The sequence below is a fragment of the Marinobacter vulgaris genome, from assembly GCF_003344045.1.
GTDB lineage: Bacteria > Pseudomonadota > Gammaproteobacteria > Pseudomonadales > Oleiphilaceae > Marinobacter > Marinobacter vulgaris.
In genome coordinates this window covers 429145-447786 of sequence record NZ_QFWX01000003.1, presented here as the reverse complement: position 1 = coordinate 447786, position 18642 = coordinate 429145, and the positions used below count along the sequence as shown (strand labels likewise).

General features: G+C 58.0%; 7 protein-coding genes. 5 read left to right on the top strand and 2 right to left on the bottom strand.

The genetic code is table 11. The features are described 5' to 3' along the window. Positions 1-168 precede the first annotated feature (168 nt). A complete protein-coding gene (locus DIT71_RS08260; protein WP_114612718.1) occupies positions 169-699 on the bottom strand; it encodes a DUF2141 domain-containing protein in 531 nt (176 codons plus the stop codon). A 295-nt stretch (positions 700-994) separates the two neighbouring features. Here DIT71_RS08260 and DIT71_RS08255 point away from each other — a divergent pair, with 295 nt between their 5' ends. Then, entirely contained in the window at positions 995-1273 is a 279-nt protein-coding gene (locus DIT71_RS08255) for a type II toxin-antitoxin system RelE/ParE family toxin (protein ID WP_114612717.1), read from the top strand. 12 nt (positions 1274-1285) lie between these two features. Beyond that, entirely contained in the window at positions 1286-1585 is a 300-nt protein-coding gene (locus tag DIT71_RS08250) for a HigA family addiction module antitoxin (protein WP_199490977.1), read from the top strand. 33 nt (positions 1586-1618) lie between these two features. Here the strand turns inward: DIT71_RS08250 and DIT71_RS08245 are convergent, their stop codons facing one another. Continuing rightward, the gene (locus DIT71_RS08245) at positions 1619-2926 is read right to left on the bottom strand and encodes a serine hydrolase domain-containing protein (protein WP_114612716.1); all 1308 of its coding nucleotides are present in this window, start codon (positions 2924-2926) and stop codon (positions 1619-1621) included. Positions 2927-3756: 830 nt separating this feature from the next. Between DIT71_RS08245 and DIT71_RS08240 the strand changes: the two genes are divergently transcribed. The 3 genes from DIT71_RS08240 to DIT71_RS08230 are packed head-to-tail and all read left to right on the top strand — an operon-like array spanning position 3757 to position 18006. Then, positions 3757-11112 carry a hypothetical protein gene (locus tag DIT71_RS08240; RefSeq protein WP_114612715.1) on the top strand — a complete coding sequence of 2452 codons (7356 nt, stop codon included), beginning with the start codon at positions 3757-3759 and terminating at the stop codon, positions 11110-11112. A gap of 15 nt (positions 11113-11127) precedes the next feature. Next, the gene (locus DIT71_RS08235) at positions 11128-14862 is read left to right on the top strand and encodes a hypothetical protein (RefSeq protein WP_114612714.1); all 3735 of its coding nucleotides are present in this window, start codon (positions 11128-11130) and stop codon (positions 14860-14862) included. Positions 14863-14904: 42 nt separating this feature from the next. Beyond that, the gene (locus DIT71_RS08230) at positions 14905-18006 is read left to right on the top strand and encodes a phospholipase D-like domain-containing protein (protein ID WP_114612713.1); all 3102 of its coding nucleotides are present in this window, start codon (positions 14905-14907) and stop codon (positions 18004-18006) included. The last annotated feature ends 636 nt before the right edge of the window (positions 18007-18642 follow it).

The following is an 18642-nucleotide window of genomic DNA, read 5'->3' as shown; positions in this document are numbered from 1 at the left end:
TCATGGCTGGCTCCCGAGTCAGTAAACAAGTTACATAGATCGCAGAGAGGTGGTAAGAAGATATGTGTTTAAAGATGTCAAATAATGTTAAACGTATGTTTTGCGTCCTAAAAACACAAAACCACCCGAAGGTGGTTTATTGGTTTCAGTTTCGATGCCGGGCAGCCCTTAATAATTCAGTCTAATAGTCAGATCCAGGTTTTGCCCATCGTATGAAAAGCTGGCAGCCTCGAATGACGGAGCACCCATCGCAGCCTCTGCGCCGCTTGAAAAACCAAAGCCTTCTGTTGGGATCCCTAGAAAGTTAGTGTTGAGTTTGCCATCCATATTCTCATCATGGATGACGGCCAACGCATAGGTTCCTGGAGGAATATCCAGGAAGTTACAACGTGCCTTCGTATCTCGAATTTTCATCATCATTATATTGGTCGCGGAATGAAGAAACTCAGTAGGGAAGCCCTCTGGCGATTCGAAAAGTGCACAAGCTACCGTCCCGGTGCTGTTTTTGATGTTCGGAATTTTCACATGAATTCCTGGGCACGATGATTGGGCAAAGACGATGGCGGGAAGATTGGTAAACGCCAGCACAAACCCCAATGCCATATACCTTACGCCCGCACAGTCCCGAACTAGGGCAGGCATGGTAGTGGAGGTTAATGCGGATTTCCGATTATTTGACTTACTCTTCAGTACACTCATAGCGCTGATCTCCCTGGCATGTTTGCCTTACATCTCGGTGGCCTGATCTCGTTCTGGTCCAAGAGCTCCTTCCAATGGGCCATTAACTACTTATTAGCCATGCTATGACCTTTGAACCCGTCAGACAACGGCGCATGGAACCAAAAATCAGGACCGATTATTGATGGCTGTGTTGTCGTCCATCCACGTCTCCACAACTTATCGCATTTGGTAGTACATTTAACATAATATACATTATGCGCAGTATGACTTGTGAGTTCTTGACGCTTAACGATAAACGTCATAACCTTCCAGCATGATTAAAAGCTTCCGGTGCAAAGATACCAGGACATTATTTGAGTCCGGTAAAACCCGGCGGTTCTCCTCGATCAAGTCGGTAGCTGAACGCAAACTGATTATGCTTGAAACTGCAGAAGTTCTCGATGACCTCAAGTCGCCACCAGGAAACCGTCTTGAGTCGCTCACCGGAGATCGTGAAGGCTTGCACAGCATCAGGATTAACAAGCAGTGGCGTTTGTGTTTCCGATGGACGGACGATGGTCCTGTAGACGTTGAAATAATTGATTACCATTAAGGGAGAAACGCTATGACCACAAACGGTATGCGCCCAATCCACCCCGGGGAAATCCTTCGGGAAGAATATCTGGAGCCGTTGGAAATGAGCGTTAACGCCCTCTCCAAGGCTCTCCATGTTCCAGCAACGCGAATGAATGAAATCGTCCGGGAAAATCGAGGCATCACGGCTGATACGGCTATGCGGCTTGCCCGCTATTTCGGGACTAGCGAACGTTTTTGGCTAAATCTGCAAACTGAGTATGAGCTTAGGCGGGCTCAGATCAGTAAAGCGGAACAGGTAGCCCGGGAAGTTCAGCCTCATGCCGCGTGACTGATTCGTTTGGGAAGTGAACCTTCTGCCCTGCTAATCCAACATAAGGTATTCAGCTACCGCCTGGTAAGCCGGCAAGGAAGTAGGATCTATCTTTTCATTCTTCGCTGTTGGATAGGAAGCAAACCGGACGATCACCATGTCGGCCTTGGGGTCGACAAAGATCGTCTGGCCATGAACGCCTCGGGCGGCATACGCACCGTGCTCGTTGTGAAGCAGCCACCACATGCTGCGATAGCTGCCGCCTTCCAAGGTCGTGTAGCCGGCCTTTGCAAAAGCGTTTTTGCTACCACCCTCGCGAATGTTGGCAACCACTTTCGATGGAAACAGTCGCTGGCCGTTAATCTCGCCTTCGTTGAGCATCAGCAGACCGATCCTCCCCAGATCTCGCAAACCTGCACTCAGGCCGCCGCCGGCAAACGGTGTGCCCTTGCCGTCTACCGTAATGTAGGCGTCCTGCTCGGCCCCCATCCGACGCCATATGCGTTCTGAAAGCAGCTCGGTAACTTCCAAACCGGACACACGTGAAATTATCCAGCCAAGGGCATCTGTGTTAATCGTTTTGTAGTGAAAAGCATCACCATGATTGCCTTCGGGTTTGACAGTCTGAAGGTACTCGAAGTAACCGTCGGGTCCCTTATAGCCTGGAGGCTTTGGTAAAGGACTGGCCGCCCTGGAGTAAATCCATATGTCGGCGTCGGGATCGGAGTAGTCTTCGCTATAGGCAAGCCCGGTGGTCATATCCATCACCTGCCGGACAGTTGCTGATCCGAATGCACTGTCGGCAAGCTCTGGAACGATGGAGGAAACCAGTGCATTGTCGTCCAGCTTTCCTTCAACCACGAGTATTTCCGCAAGCAGGCCCGTCATAGACTTGGTCATGGACATGGCTCCGTGTTTGCCGGTCTCATTGAGGCACCCGGAATACCGCTCGTAGACAATCTTTCCCTGATGGATGATGAGCATGCCGTCGGTATAGTTTGCTGCCAGCGACTGTTCCCACGTCATCGTTTCGCTGCTGCCCATAGGTGTAAACGTCAGCGCATCGATTGCAGCCTCATTGAGGTTGTACTCAAGGGGAACCGGTGCGCCAATTCCACGGCTAACCTGCTCCGTCGGCAAAAGTTCGCGAAAATGGCAAACCGTCCAACGAAGCTTCGGAAAACTGAAAAAATTGGAGTCTGGCTGCGTTACCAGTTTGTCTGGTGGTGGTGGAAAACCTTGCATCAAACCCAGGTTTTTCGGATCCGACGCCGCTGCGTCGAGAGTGTCGTTTTTAGCGGCCACGCCGACAGAGAGAAACAGGAGAAGTAGTGAGAAACCAAGGTGCGCTATGTGCATTGGCCAAGACACTCCTACGAAAATTCCACGATGGTTTGAAATAAGTTTAGCAGCTCCCAATGACCTGCCCCCATATTAGGTCCACCCCGAGTTGGAAAAATCCGACTCCTGACTCGGACGACGAATTTAGCACTTTGTGTGGAAATAAAACCGTGTTCTCTATTCTAGGATCCACTGAGAGGCTCCTCCCTTGACGAACTCTGCAGAAGCCGAGCCTTTAGTTGAAGTTCTTTATCAAACCAAATCTTGGATTACTCCTTCCGTATCTGGCGTCTATGTTCCAGCAGGCATACGGATTAGAGTTTGTATGAAACATGAGGCCGTGCCATGAAAACACTTTTTGAATATTCATTAATAAAGTATTGAGAATAATGTGGCCACATAAAATTCATGTAGCCACACCGTTTATTTATTCGAATAAACCTCGCAAGAACTACGCTCTATTTATAAAAATTAGATATAAACCGATCTTGCACTTTCTCCCGCCCCATCCTATACCTTTTGTTAGTCAGGGAGAGCGTGCAGAGCCGTCCGCCGCTGGCTGATGTCCCCTCGAAGTTTCGTATTTATGCGCAATATTGGCAGTTCTGGTGCGTGGTACCGCTTTGCCCAGGGTCCGGCGTTGCCATTGGCGTGAGCTATAGTGAGACGAAACTCAGTTATGGTTTGACAGGGTGTTTCTGCCAATTACAAACCGTATACAGAAGCCGGTTCATGGAGACAGGAATTTCCAAAACCGGATTTAAATAACTCCGTTTCGACTGCCACATTTTCAGTGGGTATAGCGCCGGTGGTGTACATGGATAACACCAACTTCGGAAGCGATAGTTATGGTCTTCGATCTGGCGCTGGCAGACCTTATCCGCCCCTATCTCTTAAAGGGGGAAACCACCACATGGCATGCGGTACTCTCTGTCATTTATGTGGAGTCCTACGAAACGACACTCGGCCCAGAGGGGCTGGTGATCCGGGGAATTGCCCGGTTCTCAGGCGACATTGACCCACCGTCGTTCGATCCCACCACCGGTACCTTGCGGGCTGGTGCTGCCAACACTGAAGGCCATCCTCGTACCCAGCCCGACCGTCGCGAACCCTGGCTCGATATTACCGACACCAAAGTCGAGTTTTCGCTAACAGTACCCCGGAGAGCCGGTGACATTATTGCCACCGGGGAGGCCTCCATTCCAGGTAGTGATACCGATTTTCAGCCGGTACGGGACGTTCTTGATGCCTGGGACCCTGACCCCAGCGATGCGCCACCCTCGGACTACCCGGGAACCGGATTTGTGCTGGACCTGGTGCTGTCAGGAATTGAGCTTCGGCCACCGTTTCTGAGCCCCGCAAAAATGGAAGCCAATGGCTTGCTGGTGCCCGATTCCTCGCGCCCCGATGTGGTCTTCCACCTGCCCAGAATCAAGCTCCGTGTCAGTCAGGGCAGTAATGCCTCGGCAGTGCTGGACGTATCGCTGGTGTCTCTGGGTGTTTCCGGGCTTGACGACCCCGGCGATATGGCTGCCGCCGAGCTGATCACCATGGAGCCCGCCTATGCCTTCATCGGCTCCGGGCGCGTGATCGGATTTGCCTTCCGCTCCGCATTTCTTGACCTCTCGGACGGCTACACCCCGCCGGAGGTACTTGAGCAGTTCGGCTTCGACGATACCTGGACTGGCTTGTACCTGCCTGAGATCAGGCTGTTTTTCGCGCCCAATGGTGCTGAGGATTTTGCCGTCAATGCCGGGGTGGAAAACCTGTTGATTGGCCTGGGTGATTCCAGTGGCATAACCGGCGATTTTGATCTCGCGGTTATCAATCAAGGCTCGGGTGAGCTTGCCCTGAGCGCCCGGTTTTTTGACCAGCAGGGACGCGCGATCGGCATTACACGGTTGACCGATACAACTGCCGAGGTGCGTTTGCCTGCAACAACCCGGATGGTGGTTGATGTGGTCGGGGGGCGCGCGCCCTACTCTGTCAATGCCGAATTCGATGGCTCCGGTCACGCCGGTATTGTTCATGACATCAGCATAGGCGCAGCAGGCAAGACCATTACCGTCACCGCGGCGGATACCAGCAGTCCGCAAAAAAACCGCACCCTGACCATTACTGCCAATCTTCGCGAATCGAATGTGGAGCAGCCGGCCCCTGGCGCTCAACCGGATCTAGCCGCAACGCTGACCACTACCTCAATTACCCTCGAGGGCCAGCCGCAAACTGCCCCCCCATTGCGCCTGATCAGTGATTCCGGAGATAGCGTGGTGGTTGCCGTAGATGGCGTCGTTCCCGATCCAGCAACGGAATGGCAGGTCGACGGCGGCCCGGCGTCCATTTCGTCCACAGTCCAGGTCGATCTGGACGGAGGTCAGACCAAAACCATACGCGCCACGTTGCCCGGCGACACGTTCACCCGAATCGACGGTTATTTCCGTTTCGACAAACCGGGGCAGTCCGATCCCGCCAATTACGTCCTGAATCCCGATAACACCAGCGCTGATCAGGCAGTCGATCCCAGTAGCAATGCAACCTGGAAACCACCGGCACGGCCGTTCATTCCTGCATGGCAGGAAGTACTGTCCCGAATTACGCCTAAATCCATCACCATCGAAGGTACCGCCAGTTACGAAGGCGATGACCAGAAGGCTACCTACAACTATCTGTTGTCACAACGCCGTGCCGACGGGTTGCGCACCCTGATCGAATCAGAACCCGCTCTGGCTGGGTTTACTGTTAACCTTCTGCCCACCCCTATTGGACCCGGGGCAACGCCCCCTGGCGCCTGGGTCGGCAACGTCAGCTCCGGCTGGAAAAGTCATGGCGAGCCAAGGGAAGCCTGGTGGAAAGCCGAGATCCGGAATTTCACGGTCAATATGCCAGGGGCCGTTATTGACGGCGAAATCGAGCGGCCTGCGGCTCCCACACCACCCCCGCCGCAACCACCGACCCGTGACAATCCGCCAAACAATCCTCCACCCCCCTCCTGGTTCCGGTCAGCACGCCTGAAAGTTCGGGTGGTACAGGATCAGTTTGTAGCGCTGGAGCTTTCAGGGTCGGTCGATTTTGAAACTGCACTTGAAGAGCACCTCGATACGACGGGCGGCGTCTCTGTGCCCTCCATCGAAGGCATGGGGAATAACCCCGCCGACGGCATTGTCGATTACCTGTTCCTGTACCAGACAGATCCGGCAAGCCAGAGCGACGAGATCAAACTCTACATAGGCGCCGATCCCAACGATAAAGATGGTCTGGTAAAAACCGGGCAACTCCAGGGGCAGGCGCTACAGGCACCGAATACCGGCCGCAATATTCTGGGCATGACCACGGTGTTTACCCCGCTACTCGCTGAGATTGCGCCAGCAAACCCTGCGGATGGCGGTATTGCACCCATTGTTCTCAGTGCCGCTGTGGTTGCTCTGCCGTCAGCACTTGCTGAGATCCGGGTAGATGGGGAACCTTTGCTCAACGTCGAGCGGGTCGTGCTGTTTGGGGGTGAAGCGGCATTCCGTCGTCAGGGTGACCGCTGGGAAACCTCGATACTGTTTGATGTTGAGACGGCTATTTCCGCGAAAATCAAACTCGGAGGATTCCTGCTGTTGGAAATTCCGCGGGACACCCCACTCGCGGTTCGCTACAAGGCCATCGGCCTGAAGTTCGGCTACCCGCCCGGCTCCACTGCTGCCTGGGAGTTGCGCCCGGTCTTTGAACAGTCCAAAGGCTATACCATCGATGTTTCCGGTCCTGGCCAGATCCGCCTGCCAGATCCGTTGGGGCAGATACTTCAGGTACTCGGTGCGCGCATCGCCCGCACTAATCCTCTCAATTTCGAGATTGACCTGGGCTTTGCCATCGATCTTGGCGTGATCTCGGTAGATCGTGCCCGTATTCGCCTGCCACTGGATCCACTGGGGCCGCCGGAACTTACCGCCTTCGGGGCCGGCTTGAAAGTCCCCGGGGTGATCGAGGGCAAGGGCTACATGGAGATGAACAACTCCGGTGGCGCTATGGAGATCAAGGGCGGCATCGACATTTCACTGATTCCGGTAAAACTCAGGGTCGCTGCGCAGATCGCGGTGGCCCAGATTCCGGCTTCCGAAGGTGGCCCGGCCACCGGTGTTGCGATCGCCCTTGAAGTGGAACTGCCGGTCGCCATCCCGCTCGCCCAATCCGGCTTCGGTATCTATGGTTTCCTTGGCCTGTTCGCCATGCATTACGCCCGTGACGAAGATGGCATTACTTCGCTGACACCGGCCCTGGCATGGCTCAAGGACCGAGCCCAGGGCAACCCGACCAACCTGCAGGCGTGGAAGCCGGAGCTCAATAAATGGGCATTCGGGGTTGGAATCACCCTTGGCACCATGGGGTCTCCGATCATCTTCAACGTCAAGGGCATGTTCCTCCTGGAGCTTCCCGGCCCCCGTGTCCTGCTTGTAGTAAAAGCCAACCTGTTGGCGGTACTGCCCGCGCTCAAGGACAAGAATGCCGAAGGTACGTTCCTGTGTGTCATCGATCTGGATTTCGGGCGCGGCACCCTGACCATCGGTTTGTCCATCGACTTCTCGATTGATCCGATCGTAGAAATAAAAATCCCCATCGAAGCGTACTTCAACCTTGAGGAAGGCAGCGACTGGCACGTGTACCTGGGAACGTTTCCGGGCAGCGATGGCCTCGGGCGTCCGATGCCGGGGCCAACCCGTATCAAGATTCTGGAAGTGTTTGATGGTGCCGGTTACGTGATGATCTCCGGGCACGGCATTCCCTCCTATCAACCGTCCGGAACGAACCTGCCTGCGCTTCCGGCGGTACAGGGCACAGCGCTGGCCATGGGGCTTGAGGTGTCGCTGGTATGGGGCAATACCTCGATAAACCTCTACCTGAGGGTTACCGCGGGGTTTAACGCCATCCTGGGGTTTGATCCGTTTTACGTTGGAGGGCTTCTCTATCTGCGTGGGGAATTAAAGCTCTTCATTATTTCACTATCCGCTTCGGCCGGACTTGCCGTTCAGATCGGCCAGAAAGTCATCGATGGTGTTCGCTCCGAAATTTCACGCATCGATGGCGAGGTGTGTGGCGAGCTGGACCTGTTCTTCTTCACCCTCAAGGGGTGCGTGGATTTTCATATCGGCGAGGAAAACAAGATCCTGCCCCCGGCGCCCAGGCTGGTCACCGCCACCTCCCTGGTCAGTCGTTCCCCCGCGCTAGTCCAGGGGACCGGGGTCGACAGAGGTATCGACAGCAAGATCGGCGATGGCATTGCTTCAGCCACCCAGCCGGCAGACGCAGGTAGCATGCCGGAAGTGCCGATTGACGCCATTCCGGTATTAACCATGTCCGCCACGCCGCGGGATGATGGCCTGTCGGTTATGGGATCCAGCCCCGAAGGAAGCCCCGGAGCACCGGCCGATGGCTTTGTTAAACGTGGCGATTTTGCCTATCGCTACGATCTGGCTGAGGTGCGGCTGGAAACATCGGATGGCTCCCCAGCCCTAATGGATGGCAACAAGCCTTCGGTTTGGTGGACTCACAATTCCCCCACGGATACCAACCTGACCGCACAACTGGCGCTTCTCAACTGGGTGCCGAATCCGACGCCCAAGGCACTGGAACGCACGGAACACCTGGTCGACACCGTGATTGATCGCTGGGGTACCGTCTGCCATGACGCAGCCCCTGCCGCCGCAGTACTCTGGACCTTCTGTGATGAGCCCCTGGGGCCATCCGCAAACGGATGGAACATTAAAGGCATCGCCTGGCCCGACCCGGAAGACACTGAGCGCTCCTCGGAACCCGAACTGTTCCTCAAAGTCCACGAAACCTGGCGAACCGGCGTGCGTGACCTTGACCGCCGTCGGGGCCTGGTGCCCGCCATTATTCAGGGGGGCAAGGTCCGCTGTTTCCCCGCCGGGGATAAGAACGATGGCACCGACGACCCGACCCACGAGACTGTTCGCCCCGCTCTTGCCCTGCCCCATGATATTGCTGACTTGCTGAGAGACCGGCCGGCGATCACGGAGATTGACCCACGTATCAGGGTTCCCCTGGAAGATCGCGCACCATCCGTAACGGGCAGCCTCGGTACCGTTGCTGAGCGGGTTCGCGCCCGGTCCGGGCGCCTGACCCGCTTCAGTGACCGGCTAGCCGAAGATCGGGCCCGGCTGACAGCCGCCACCGAGGGCAGCTTTGGCCACCGCTTGGCCGACCGCCTGGATGCCAGCCCGCTGGTCATCAGCGAGGCGCTTCGCCGGGTTGCTGCCGGCGATATTGTCCATCGCAGTGAGCTGTTATCCGGGCTGACAGCGTTAAGTTCAGGGGTTACCAACAACCCGGCGACGGGTACGGCAACCACCGGCGCCCGCAATCCTTCAACGCTAGACGAAGCAAACTGTGATGGCCGCGTGCTTGCATCCCCCCTGTGGGACATCGGGGAGCCGGTCGTCTTCGGTAACCGGGCCGACTCAGACGCTATCGCTGAACAACTCGATCATCTTAACCATAAACACGGACCGCTCTCTGACGTTATCCAGATCGACAGTGGGCAATTCAAGGCTGGAGCAGTCCTGCTCTGGGCCAGCGAACGGCTGCTCAATAAGGAAACCGGTGCCGGCCGTAACCTTGTCATCCACTATCTCGATAATGATGACCAGGTGATCGGAGAACGTCCGGTGCGTGTCACCGATCTGGTAAGCCTCACCGGCCTGCCATCGCACTGGACCGACATGAGTGGCCCCTGGATAGAGTGCATCTACCACACCGTGCTCTATGGCCAGACCAGCCTTGGGCAGCGATCGGCACTGTTTGTTACGCTTGAGCCCCCCGATGGTACGGTCAGGGTCAATATCGGCATGCTCTACCCTGATCTTAAAACCGCCCGGAAAATGGAACATCTGGGACGCCCCTTTTTCGTGGGCGCTATCGAATTGACCACTGCGGCGGAAGCCGAACGGGAGTCCTACGACCAGACCCAGATCCAGCGTAACCGGTCGGTGGTGGAGAGTTTCCTGGGCCCGGAAAGCGGCAACATCGCCTTGATGTTTCCGGGCAAGACCTACAAGGTCACGACAGTCACCAATGTGTCGGTTCGGGATGATGAAGGGAGTGTTCAGACTGGGGACGTGCAGACCGAATCGTTCTGGTTCCGTACCGATGACGAAGCCCCGAAGCGGCTGGATCCTTGGCTTTTGTGCACCACACCGGCAGAGAAAGAGCAGCATGTGTTTGGTCACGAAGAGCTCAAAGTGGTGTTTGCAACCAACGACGTTGACCGGCTCTATGCCGCCTATGGCAAGGAATTGCGGGCCCGCCTCAAGGCTGCGTCCTTCCGGCAGGTCGAGGAGCCTGGTGTCCCCCACCCGTTCCCGATAACAGCGGCCACCCTCGACAATGTCAAGGCTCATGCACTGTCCCCGTTTGAAAGCGTGCTGGTGGATGTCCTAGCGGAAGTCGGGCCCTGCGTGCCTGTTGATGGTGAACGGGTCAGGCATACCCAGGTCACGATTCCCATTCCACTGGACCCTTACACCGACTACGTACTGGACATCGAAGCGGTCGATATCGGTGCCGACGCCAATACTGTCGGCCAGCGGGTGCTTCGTCGGTCATTCAGCACCGGTGCCTTCGCCTCCACCGAGGACTTCGTCACCCAGTTCGCCGGCACCGCTACCGAGAATCGAGCCATTGCGACCGGGGCCATGCAGGCCATAGCGACGCAGTTCGCATCACGACAGCCAGAAGGCGCCGAACTCGACAATGCACTGATTGGCGCCGGCCTCGAACCTATGGGCGTACCCTCGCAACCCCGGGTGCTGATCTTCTGGCAGCAGGCAGCCCCCGATAGCGATCCTCAACCAGTGGCGGTCATGGTGGACTCGTCAGAGCCCATGCACCGCACCCGGGCCCTCCCCGAGGAGGTCACCAGTGGCGACGATGTGCCGGTAACCCGACTGGCACTGACGGAACAGGAATGGCTGACAATGGCGGAAGGCGCGAGTGGTGACGGTATTGTCGAGAAGGTCATTTATGCACCGGGCAGGCAGCGGGCGCTGTGTATTCTCAAGCCAGTTTCCCGCGGCAAGATCCTGCACCTGGAACTGGTACGCAGGGCTTTCGCTGCACCCTACCTGGATGGAGACGGTGCAACCGATCAGTCCTACCGGATCGTATCGGAAACGCTCCGACATGCACCCTGGGAAGAAGCCTGACGAGGAACGAAAACCATGGCGGCGAGAATTTTTGACCAGACACTGTTTCGTGGACAGGGCGCCCTGATCACCCTCGGTTCGTTGTTAGGCGGGCACGCGGCGGCGAATCCCGATAAATTTCCCGACCTCAAGGATTTCGGGAGCCGGGCAGTATCGATTTTTCTGCGCTGGCAGGTAAACCCCGAGATCGGGCTGCCAAGCGAGCCGTTCAAGGTCTGGCGAAGACCTGCGACACCGCTGACCAAAGACACCGACATCGCGTGGTCGCTCATTCCATTACCCCCTCTGGGCACCGTAGTCGCGTTCGAAGAACCTATGTTGTCGGTATCGGGTGTGGTCAGTGCAGGCGCCACGGCACAGAATGTCATTGTTCTTCCACTCGCTGACGGCGTTGGTTTTGAGAATGTGTTGGGCGTACTTACCTTCAACCTGAGCGCCAACAGCTCCCGCCCGTTCACCTTTCAGGCGCCCTATATCACCGGCCTGTTACTCAGTGGTACCAGTTCGCTGCAGTCACTAACCGGTATTCCGATGTCGGCCGCCAATCAGATCAAGGATTGGGAGCTGGTTGAAACCGTGGGCTTCCCGGTAGATGCCGGTCAGTGGAATGACCTCCCAGGGCAAAGCCACGGTGTCGGTCAGGGGTTGGTCGGTGCGGAACTTTCGGCAAAAGCAGCCGCTGCGAATCGATACGGTCGCGGTGTCAATCCCTGGGGCTGGCACCCCCAGCTTCCGTCGGGTCAGGTGGCGCCAACCTGGGACCTGCCCTCAGCCGCTGAATTGATCACCGAGGCCGAAGCCGAGTTACTGCCACTGCTTCATGAAGCGCTGGCGATGCCCCCGGAAGATCAGGCCAGCTTTACCCGCGACTTCGTGATCCACCCACCCGAGAATGCATCGGGAAATACCATGAGTGGACAGGACGGCAAGGCTACGGTTGCACCATTGACGCTGCTGCAACTGGCGGCATCCACCGACCCTTTGCTTGCGGTCACCCTGGGGTTCGGTACCGGCTATGCCTACGAAGATATTCCGACAGTCAACCTGGGGGCAACAAGCCTGTTCGGTGACAGTAACACCAGTGACTGGGACTACATGGTAACGGGGCGCTGGGCCAACGGCCTCGACGGCGACAGCGACGAAGTGGAGTATGCGGCGCTGATTCCGCGCCCACGCAAGGTTACCCCCGCTCCAGCGCCCGCCGACCTTCAGCTTGACTCTCTTGGGGTCCACCAACCCTCTGCGGCAGACCAACCCTGGACAGCCGCTGTGCGGCTGTCGTGGGAACGTTTTGTACTGGACAATCTTGCCTCAGTCGCAAGTTTTGCCGTGGCCCGGTCAGACCTCGCTGTAGCCGGCCCGGCTCGGGCGCTGATGGAAATGCGGGGGCATGCCCCCGGCCACATGCCCATTGGCGACCTGACGAACCCCGAAGACCCGGAAAGAGTCCGTCAGAGTGCAACGGACAGCGCCTTCCCGATTCCCAATAACCCCGGCAGTGTTCAGGCCCGATATGGTGTCGCCACCCAGAACATTTTTGGCATCTGGAGCCCGTGGGTCACCCACCATTACAGCGGTAACCAACCAGAACCGGACCTGGTTCAGTTGGTAGACGCCAATCTGGTTCCCGTCGACCCTGGCCCACCGGCGTCTTCCTGCCCGGCAACACTGCGACTGGATTTTGTGCTCGACTGGCGGGTACGCAGAGTCAAGTCCGTACGCTTTCGTGGCCGCCTCTTTGCAGCTGCTAACCGTCACCAGAGTCCACCCGGAACCTTCCCCGCCGGAGTGCAGACTTCATTGGCCGGAGCTCTTAACAATGTCGCCGTCAGCTTTTCCGGGGACGCCCCAACCGGGGTTGGCGGCTCGGTGATCTGCCTGGATGCCCAGGGCGAAAACGAGGTGGCACCAGGGCAGGCAACCCAGGGTTCCAGTCGGCGCTATCGAATGACAATACCGGGCTTTGCGCTGGATTACAGTGCCACACGCCATATCGGGCTGGCACTGCAAGGTCAGCAGACCGAAGTCATCGCTCCTGGCAGGACCAGCGCATGGACACCTAACAGCAAGGTCTGCTACGCATCTGACCCCAGGGCAAGAAACACAACCGTAACGCCCATGGTGCCCCTGGCCAGTCTCGCCGATGCCAATGGCGAGAGCCATGCCCGACTGGATTGGGCCAGCCAACCAGCGGCGGAAGGCTACGCGATCTATACCAGCAATGAATTCACCCTGCTCGACCGTACCGGCCAGTCCCATCCGGCGCCGGGATCGACACTGTCCCAACGGCTGGTTGCCCTGAAGGCGGCCTTCAACGCCGATAACGACCGCAATGTTTTCACCCGGATCAACGACGAACTTTTCCCCGGTACCAGTATGGATGTCACCCTTCCCAGGGGCTCCCAGGCCATTCACTGCTGGATAGTCCTGCCGGTAAGCGCGGGGGGTGCCGAAGCGCCCTGGCCGGCAGGAGCTGATGCTGCCGACGCGCTCATTGTTTATGCCGCCCCGAAAGTGGCTGAACCGGCACCGCCAAGAATCGAAGTACGTCGAGTTGCCGCCGGTCCGGGCTTTGCCGCCAGGCTACGGATCGAAACCAGGGGCACCTCGGGCGCCCATCCACGGCGGATCGACCTATACCGGACCCGGGTAGCCGATGCAGCCAGGCAGCTCGACAGCATGGGCTTCCCTGTTGCCCAGATTTCCACCAGCACTGCTGACTGGACCGTATCCCCGCCAAGCCCTGCAGCAAACGAGTGGATTGATTCAGTGGAAGGTACCGATACCCCTGAAGGCTCCTGGAAGTACGTCTGGTACCGGGCGGTAGCCTGGGCGGACCCAATCCCGGAGAAGGGCATCCTTGGCGGTCGCTCACTGGCCTCACCCGCCATACCCGTGGTGGTCCCTCCTCCTGGACCACCGCCTCTCGGGCCTTTGGTGGCCTCGTGGCCGGGAGGAAGCCCCGGCGATGTGCTTATCACGTTTGCCACACCGGTACCGCAGTCACCTGGCCCATTAGGGGTTCATGTACTTCAGGTAGAGGTTGTCGAAAAGGGCGTTGCCGAACCGCTGGTCAGGCAGTCTACCCCACTTCAGGATGTTTCCGACGCAGCGCCCGGCGGAACCGCGTCGGGCGTATGGCATGCCGCAAATGGCGAGTTCAGGCTGCTGATCCGGCGTACCGACATCAATCATCCGGTGTCGGTCACGGTCAGGCTCGTTGATCCCATCAACCGCTCAACAGAACAAACCTTTAACCTGGCAGCGGGCTCTATTCTGCCAGTGCCGACACTGTCGCCGATCAAGAGTTTTACAATTTCCGCACGCGGCAAAGTCTACACCTTTACCATCGACGGCGCGCTTGATGACGCCGTTGGCGGTGAGTATTACAGGCTTTCACTGACGCTTCAGAAAGAGCCCAGCCCAGGGCCCGGCTCGTTCATTCCCATGCCGGGCCGGCCCGGGATTCCAAGGATACCGGGCCGGTTTACACCCGTTCCGGGCCCGGTAGTACTGCCCGGTACAGAACGCCGAGGTACCCAGTTTACCGAGCACGGCGATACCCTGAGCTATTCCAGCCGTCTGGCAGATGTGCCGACCATTGCCCCAGAGGAGACCTTTACTGTTACCCGGCGGCGGATCGGGCAGCGGGTCACCATTACCATAACCGCCCGGGCAAAGCTGCGAAGTATCAGCGCCACGGTTACGTCGCCGGACGGAACCACGGTTACCCGGCGAGCAAGGGGCTGAATCAGTGTCGATAGCCGCCAGCGAGACTTATTAGGAGGAGTCATGGTCCAGGTCTTTACCCTTACCCCCGCCGCCGCAGCCCAGTCATTGCAGGACCAGGGGCTTGATGCCCTCGGGTTGACTGCGTTGCGGCTCTGGCCAAGCTGGGGCACAGCCAATCCAACCTACGACATTGGTGCTCTTCGCCTCAATCCTTCAGGCAGCGCTCTTGCACCCTTTTTGGGAACCCTGGAGTTTCTCAACAGCGGTGCCGAATTCCGTAGTGTTAATGGTTCCCCAATCGCCGGTCCGGTTGCGGCATTCCGCTTGCATCCGCAAGCGGTTGCCCGGCTCGACCGCATGCTGAGTGTGCGGTTCGCCCCTGTAAACCAGCCCCACCACCGGCCAGTTCCTGAAACTCTGGTGTTCACCGGAGCGGTGCCCACCCCGGACCGATCACCGCAAACCTACGCCGCCGGGGATCCCCTGAACCGTGCCGAGCCCATGAGCTTTCACGACAACCGCGGGCTGATTATCGATCCGGTTGCCGTTGCCGAACTGTTCGCTGACCTGATAGTGAATTTCCCAGCCCTGGATGCATCGGGTGGTGGCGGTATGGCCGGGGCCGGAGGAGTGGCCAGTATTGCAGGACTGGCCAGCGGCATACTGGTGCAGGTGACAGATCTGCATGGGCGTCCCTTCAGCGCGGTTCCTGGCGGTCCCGGTGTTGAAGCTCAGGACGCCGGGACACCGGCAGGCGCACCGGATGGTTCGGGGCTGATCACGCTTTCTGGCATCCAGCAATTGGCGGGGACCGGAACAGGTTCACCAGAGCGGCTCCGGCTGGGATGGGCTACGGGCGGTATCATGTCGGCTGAGCCACTTTCGCAACCACCGCTGGCCCCGGGCGTGACTTTGTCACGGCAGTTTCTTCGCGCCTTCGCCACAGATCTCGATTGGCACCTTAGGGGTAACCGCTCCGAAGGCGCGGTGCGAGGTGTTCCCGGAGAAGACGGCGATATTCCCGAAGATCTCAAACCCCTCATCAGGGACAACGCAACCATTGATTACCTGACCGATGGGCCGGACGTTCTGGCTCATTCCGGGCAAGTGCTAGATCGGCTTATCGGGGCGCCTGGCAGCAATCTGGTCTTTGCCGTAGCCCCGGAGATCGTCGACGGCGTAGGTATTCCTCCGGCGCCGGGACTGCAGGCCCACTGGCCCGGATTTCCCCTGCCCGATACCGGAGCCGGTTTTGGCTCTGGCTCGACTTCGCCAGTTGCGGGCGCTACGGCAGTCTGGACTGCGGGCAATGACGTGGTCGTTACCCTGCCTGCAGATACCCTGCCAGACGGTGCGGCCGTACGCCTGTTTGCGCAGCGTTTCCAGTTGATTGAAGCCATTGGTGAAGCGCCTTCGTTCCTGCGGGGGGATGGAGGTTCGGCTATTGTACAGGCCGGTTCAACAACCCAGGTGCTTGTTGGCAATCCCTTGGGGCTTGCCACTGGCGATCCGAAACCGTCTCCGGCCACTCTCGTATTTGATCTGGTGGTCACACCACGAGTTGGCGGGCGCCGCCTGTTTGCCAACCGCCGTCTGACCATCGACAATGGCCCGGCGACTGTCCCCCCGGACCCGTTTGCCACGCCGGATCCGATGGCGCTCATTCCACCTTCAGTGAAATCCGTCGCGCCCGCACCCGTGTTTGGAATCGAACGCACCAGCCCTCCGGGGGCAGGTCTTTCAGATCCAATTGACGTGGTTCGCGCCCTCGGAAACGAAACCGAACCCCGGGAAGGTCCCCGCCACCCTACGATGGGGCGGCTTGAATCCATTGTGGTGACCGGCATTGCCGATACCACGCACCTGGACGACGGACTCAGCTGGGAAGGTGTTCTGTCCGGTGCCCGCTGGTCACGGGAGACCCGCTCGGCCGCCCTTCGACAGGGAAACCCGGGTAACCCTCCGGGACCCGACCTCCATGCCAGCGGTGTGCGGGTCAACGGGGCACTGGGCTATGATCTTGCCCGCCACGCGGTTCGCAGGGTCCAGCCCATGCTTCCCTTGCCTGGTGGCGCCAGTGTTTCGACATCCCCTGGCTGGATTGTTATGTCCGGCGGCGACAACATGAATCCACCACAACCCGATGCCGGATCTCCACCGCCCGCTGGCAGTTCATCCGGTGTGCTGCTTCAGACCGTTGCTGCTGTCTGTGAAACACCGGAACTATCACTGCTGCCTCCGGGCAACGCCCTTGCCACCAACTCGCCACTCACCCTGGACCAGTTGCTGGATACCGTGGCCGGGGCGCTGGGGATTCCGTCGCCAGCCGGTTCGATCACCATCGCCAATGAAGACCGTTTGATCAATGAAGTCCGCCGCGAGTATTTCCTCGCCACCCATGGTGTTCGCGACGCACTCTGGTCCCTCACCCGTGCGCTATCCGAAGCGGAGGAGCTGGTCTACATTGAAACCCCCGGGTTCGCACGCACTGCCCGTCCTGATGGCGCAGCCGATGCCCATGAGATCGACCTTATCCAGCGAATGGCTGACCGATTGGCGGTACAATCCAATCTTAAAGTCATCGTTGTTTCACCCAGAGAGCCGGACCTGATACCCGCCCCGTTTGCACGACGGGCCATTACCCAGCGCAAAGAGGCGTTTGACCTGTTGCAGGCAGCGGCTCCCGACCGAGTGCTGACCTTCCACCCAAAAGGGTTCCCTGGTCGGCAGGCCGTTCTGCGCACAACCACGGTCATCGTTGACGACGTCTGGTCGATGACCGGTGCCACCCATTTCAGGCGCCGGGGCATGACGTTTGACGGCAGTGCTTCAATTGCGTCCTTCGATCGCGATATCCGCTCGGGTTACAGCCGCAAAGTACAGAACCAGCGCATCGCACTCATGGCCTCCAAGTTGGGTATACAGGCCACCGATGCGGGCGGGCTGCCCGTGCCGGAATTTCAACGGCTGGCACGACCAGCCGCAGCGTTCAGCCTGATCAGGGATCTGCTCGCCCAGAAAGGGCTCGGAATGATTTCACCTTTGTGGCACGGTCCCGAAGACACCAGCGTGCTTCCTCAGGATGATGATGTTGCCGATCCGGACGGTGCCAACGGTGCCCCAGCGGGTTTGCATTTGGCTGATTTCCTCAGCGAGGCATAAAGAAGATCGGTATCCAGAAAAAATACGGCGCAGTGAGGTGGACAGACCGCATGAGTAAAGGCCAGGCCAGCAAAAAAGACACTAAAAGGAAACCGCTTTTAACCGCCAAGGAAAAAAAGAAGGAGAAAAACGCAAAGAAAAACGAAACCGATGTACTGGGACATTGAGTTAAGAGAGAGGTTCATGCCCCCCTCAATACAGATTTAACTTTTCAAGCACAGTCGCGCCGCAGAGGAAAGCTGTGCCGTCGAACCCCGCTATCGCGGCCTTGCCAAGAACAACAACCGGCTGCATTTGCTAGCCGCGTTCAGCAACCTGCTGATCGGTGAAAATACATGTTGGCGCAGGACGACGAAATTAGTACTTTATGTGGTCGTCAAATCGCAATCTGAAATAATGTTTCTTGAGCTTGTACCCTACTTGTTCAACTCAGGCACGCGGTCTTTTTTTTGACTGGATGAATCATTGCATGAGCTCCACTACCACTGGTGCTTTGCTTTTCAATCAGGAACTCGCTGAATTCCTCCTCGGCCCTATTGCCATAAAGGTTGGGTCCTGCAGCGCAACTCGAGTGCCATCGGTATCTCAGGCCTATGGTTGCCGGATATGCCGAGCCACTGGCGAAGTTTGCGTCTT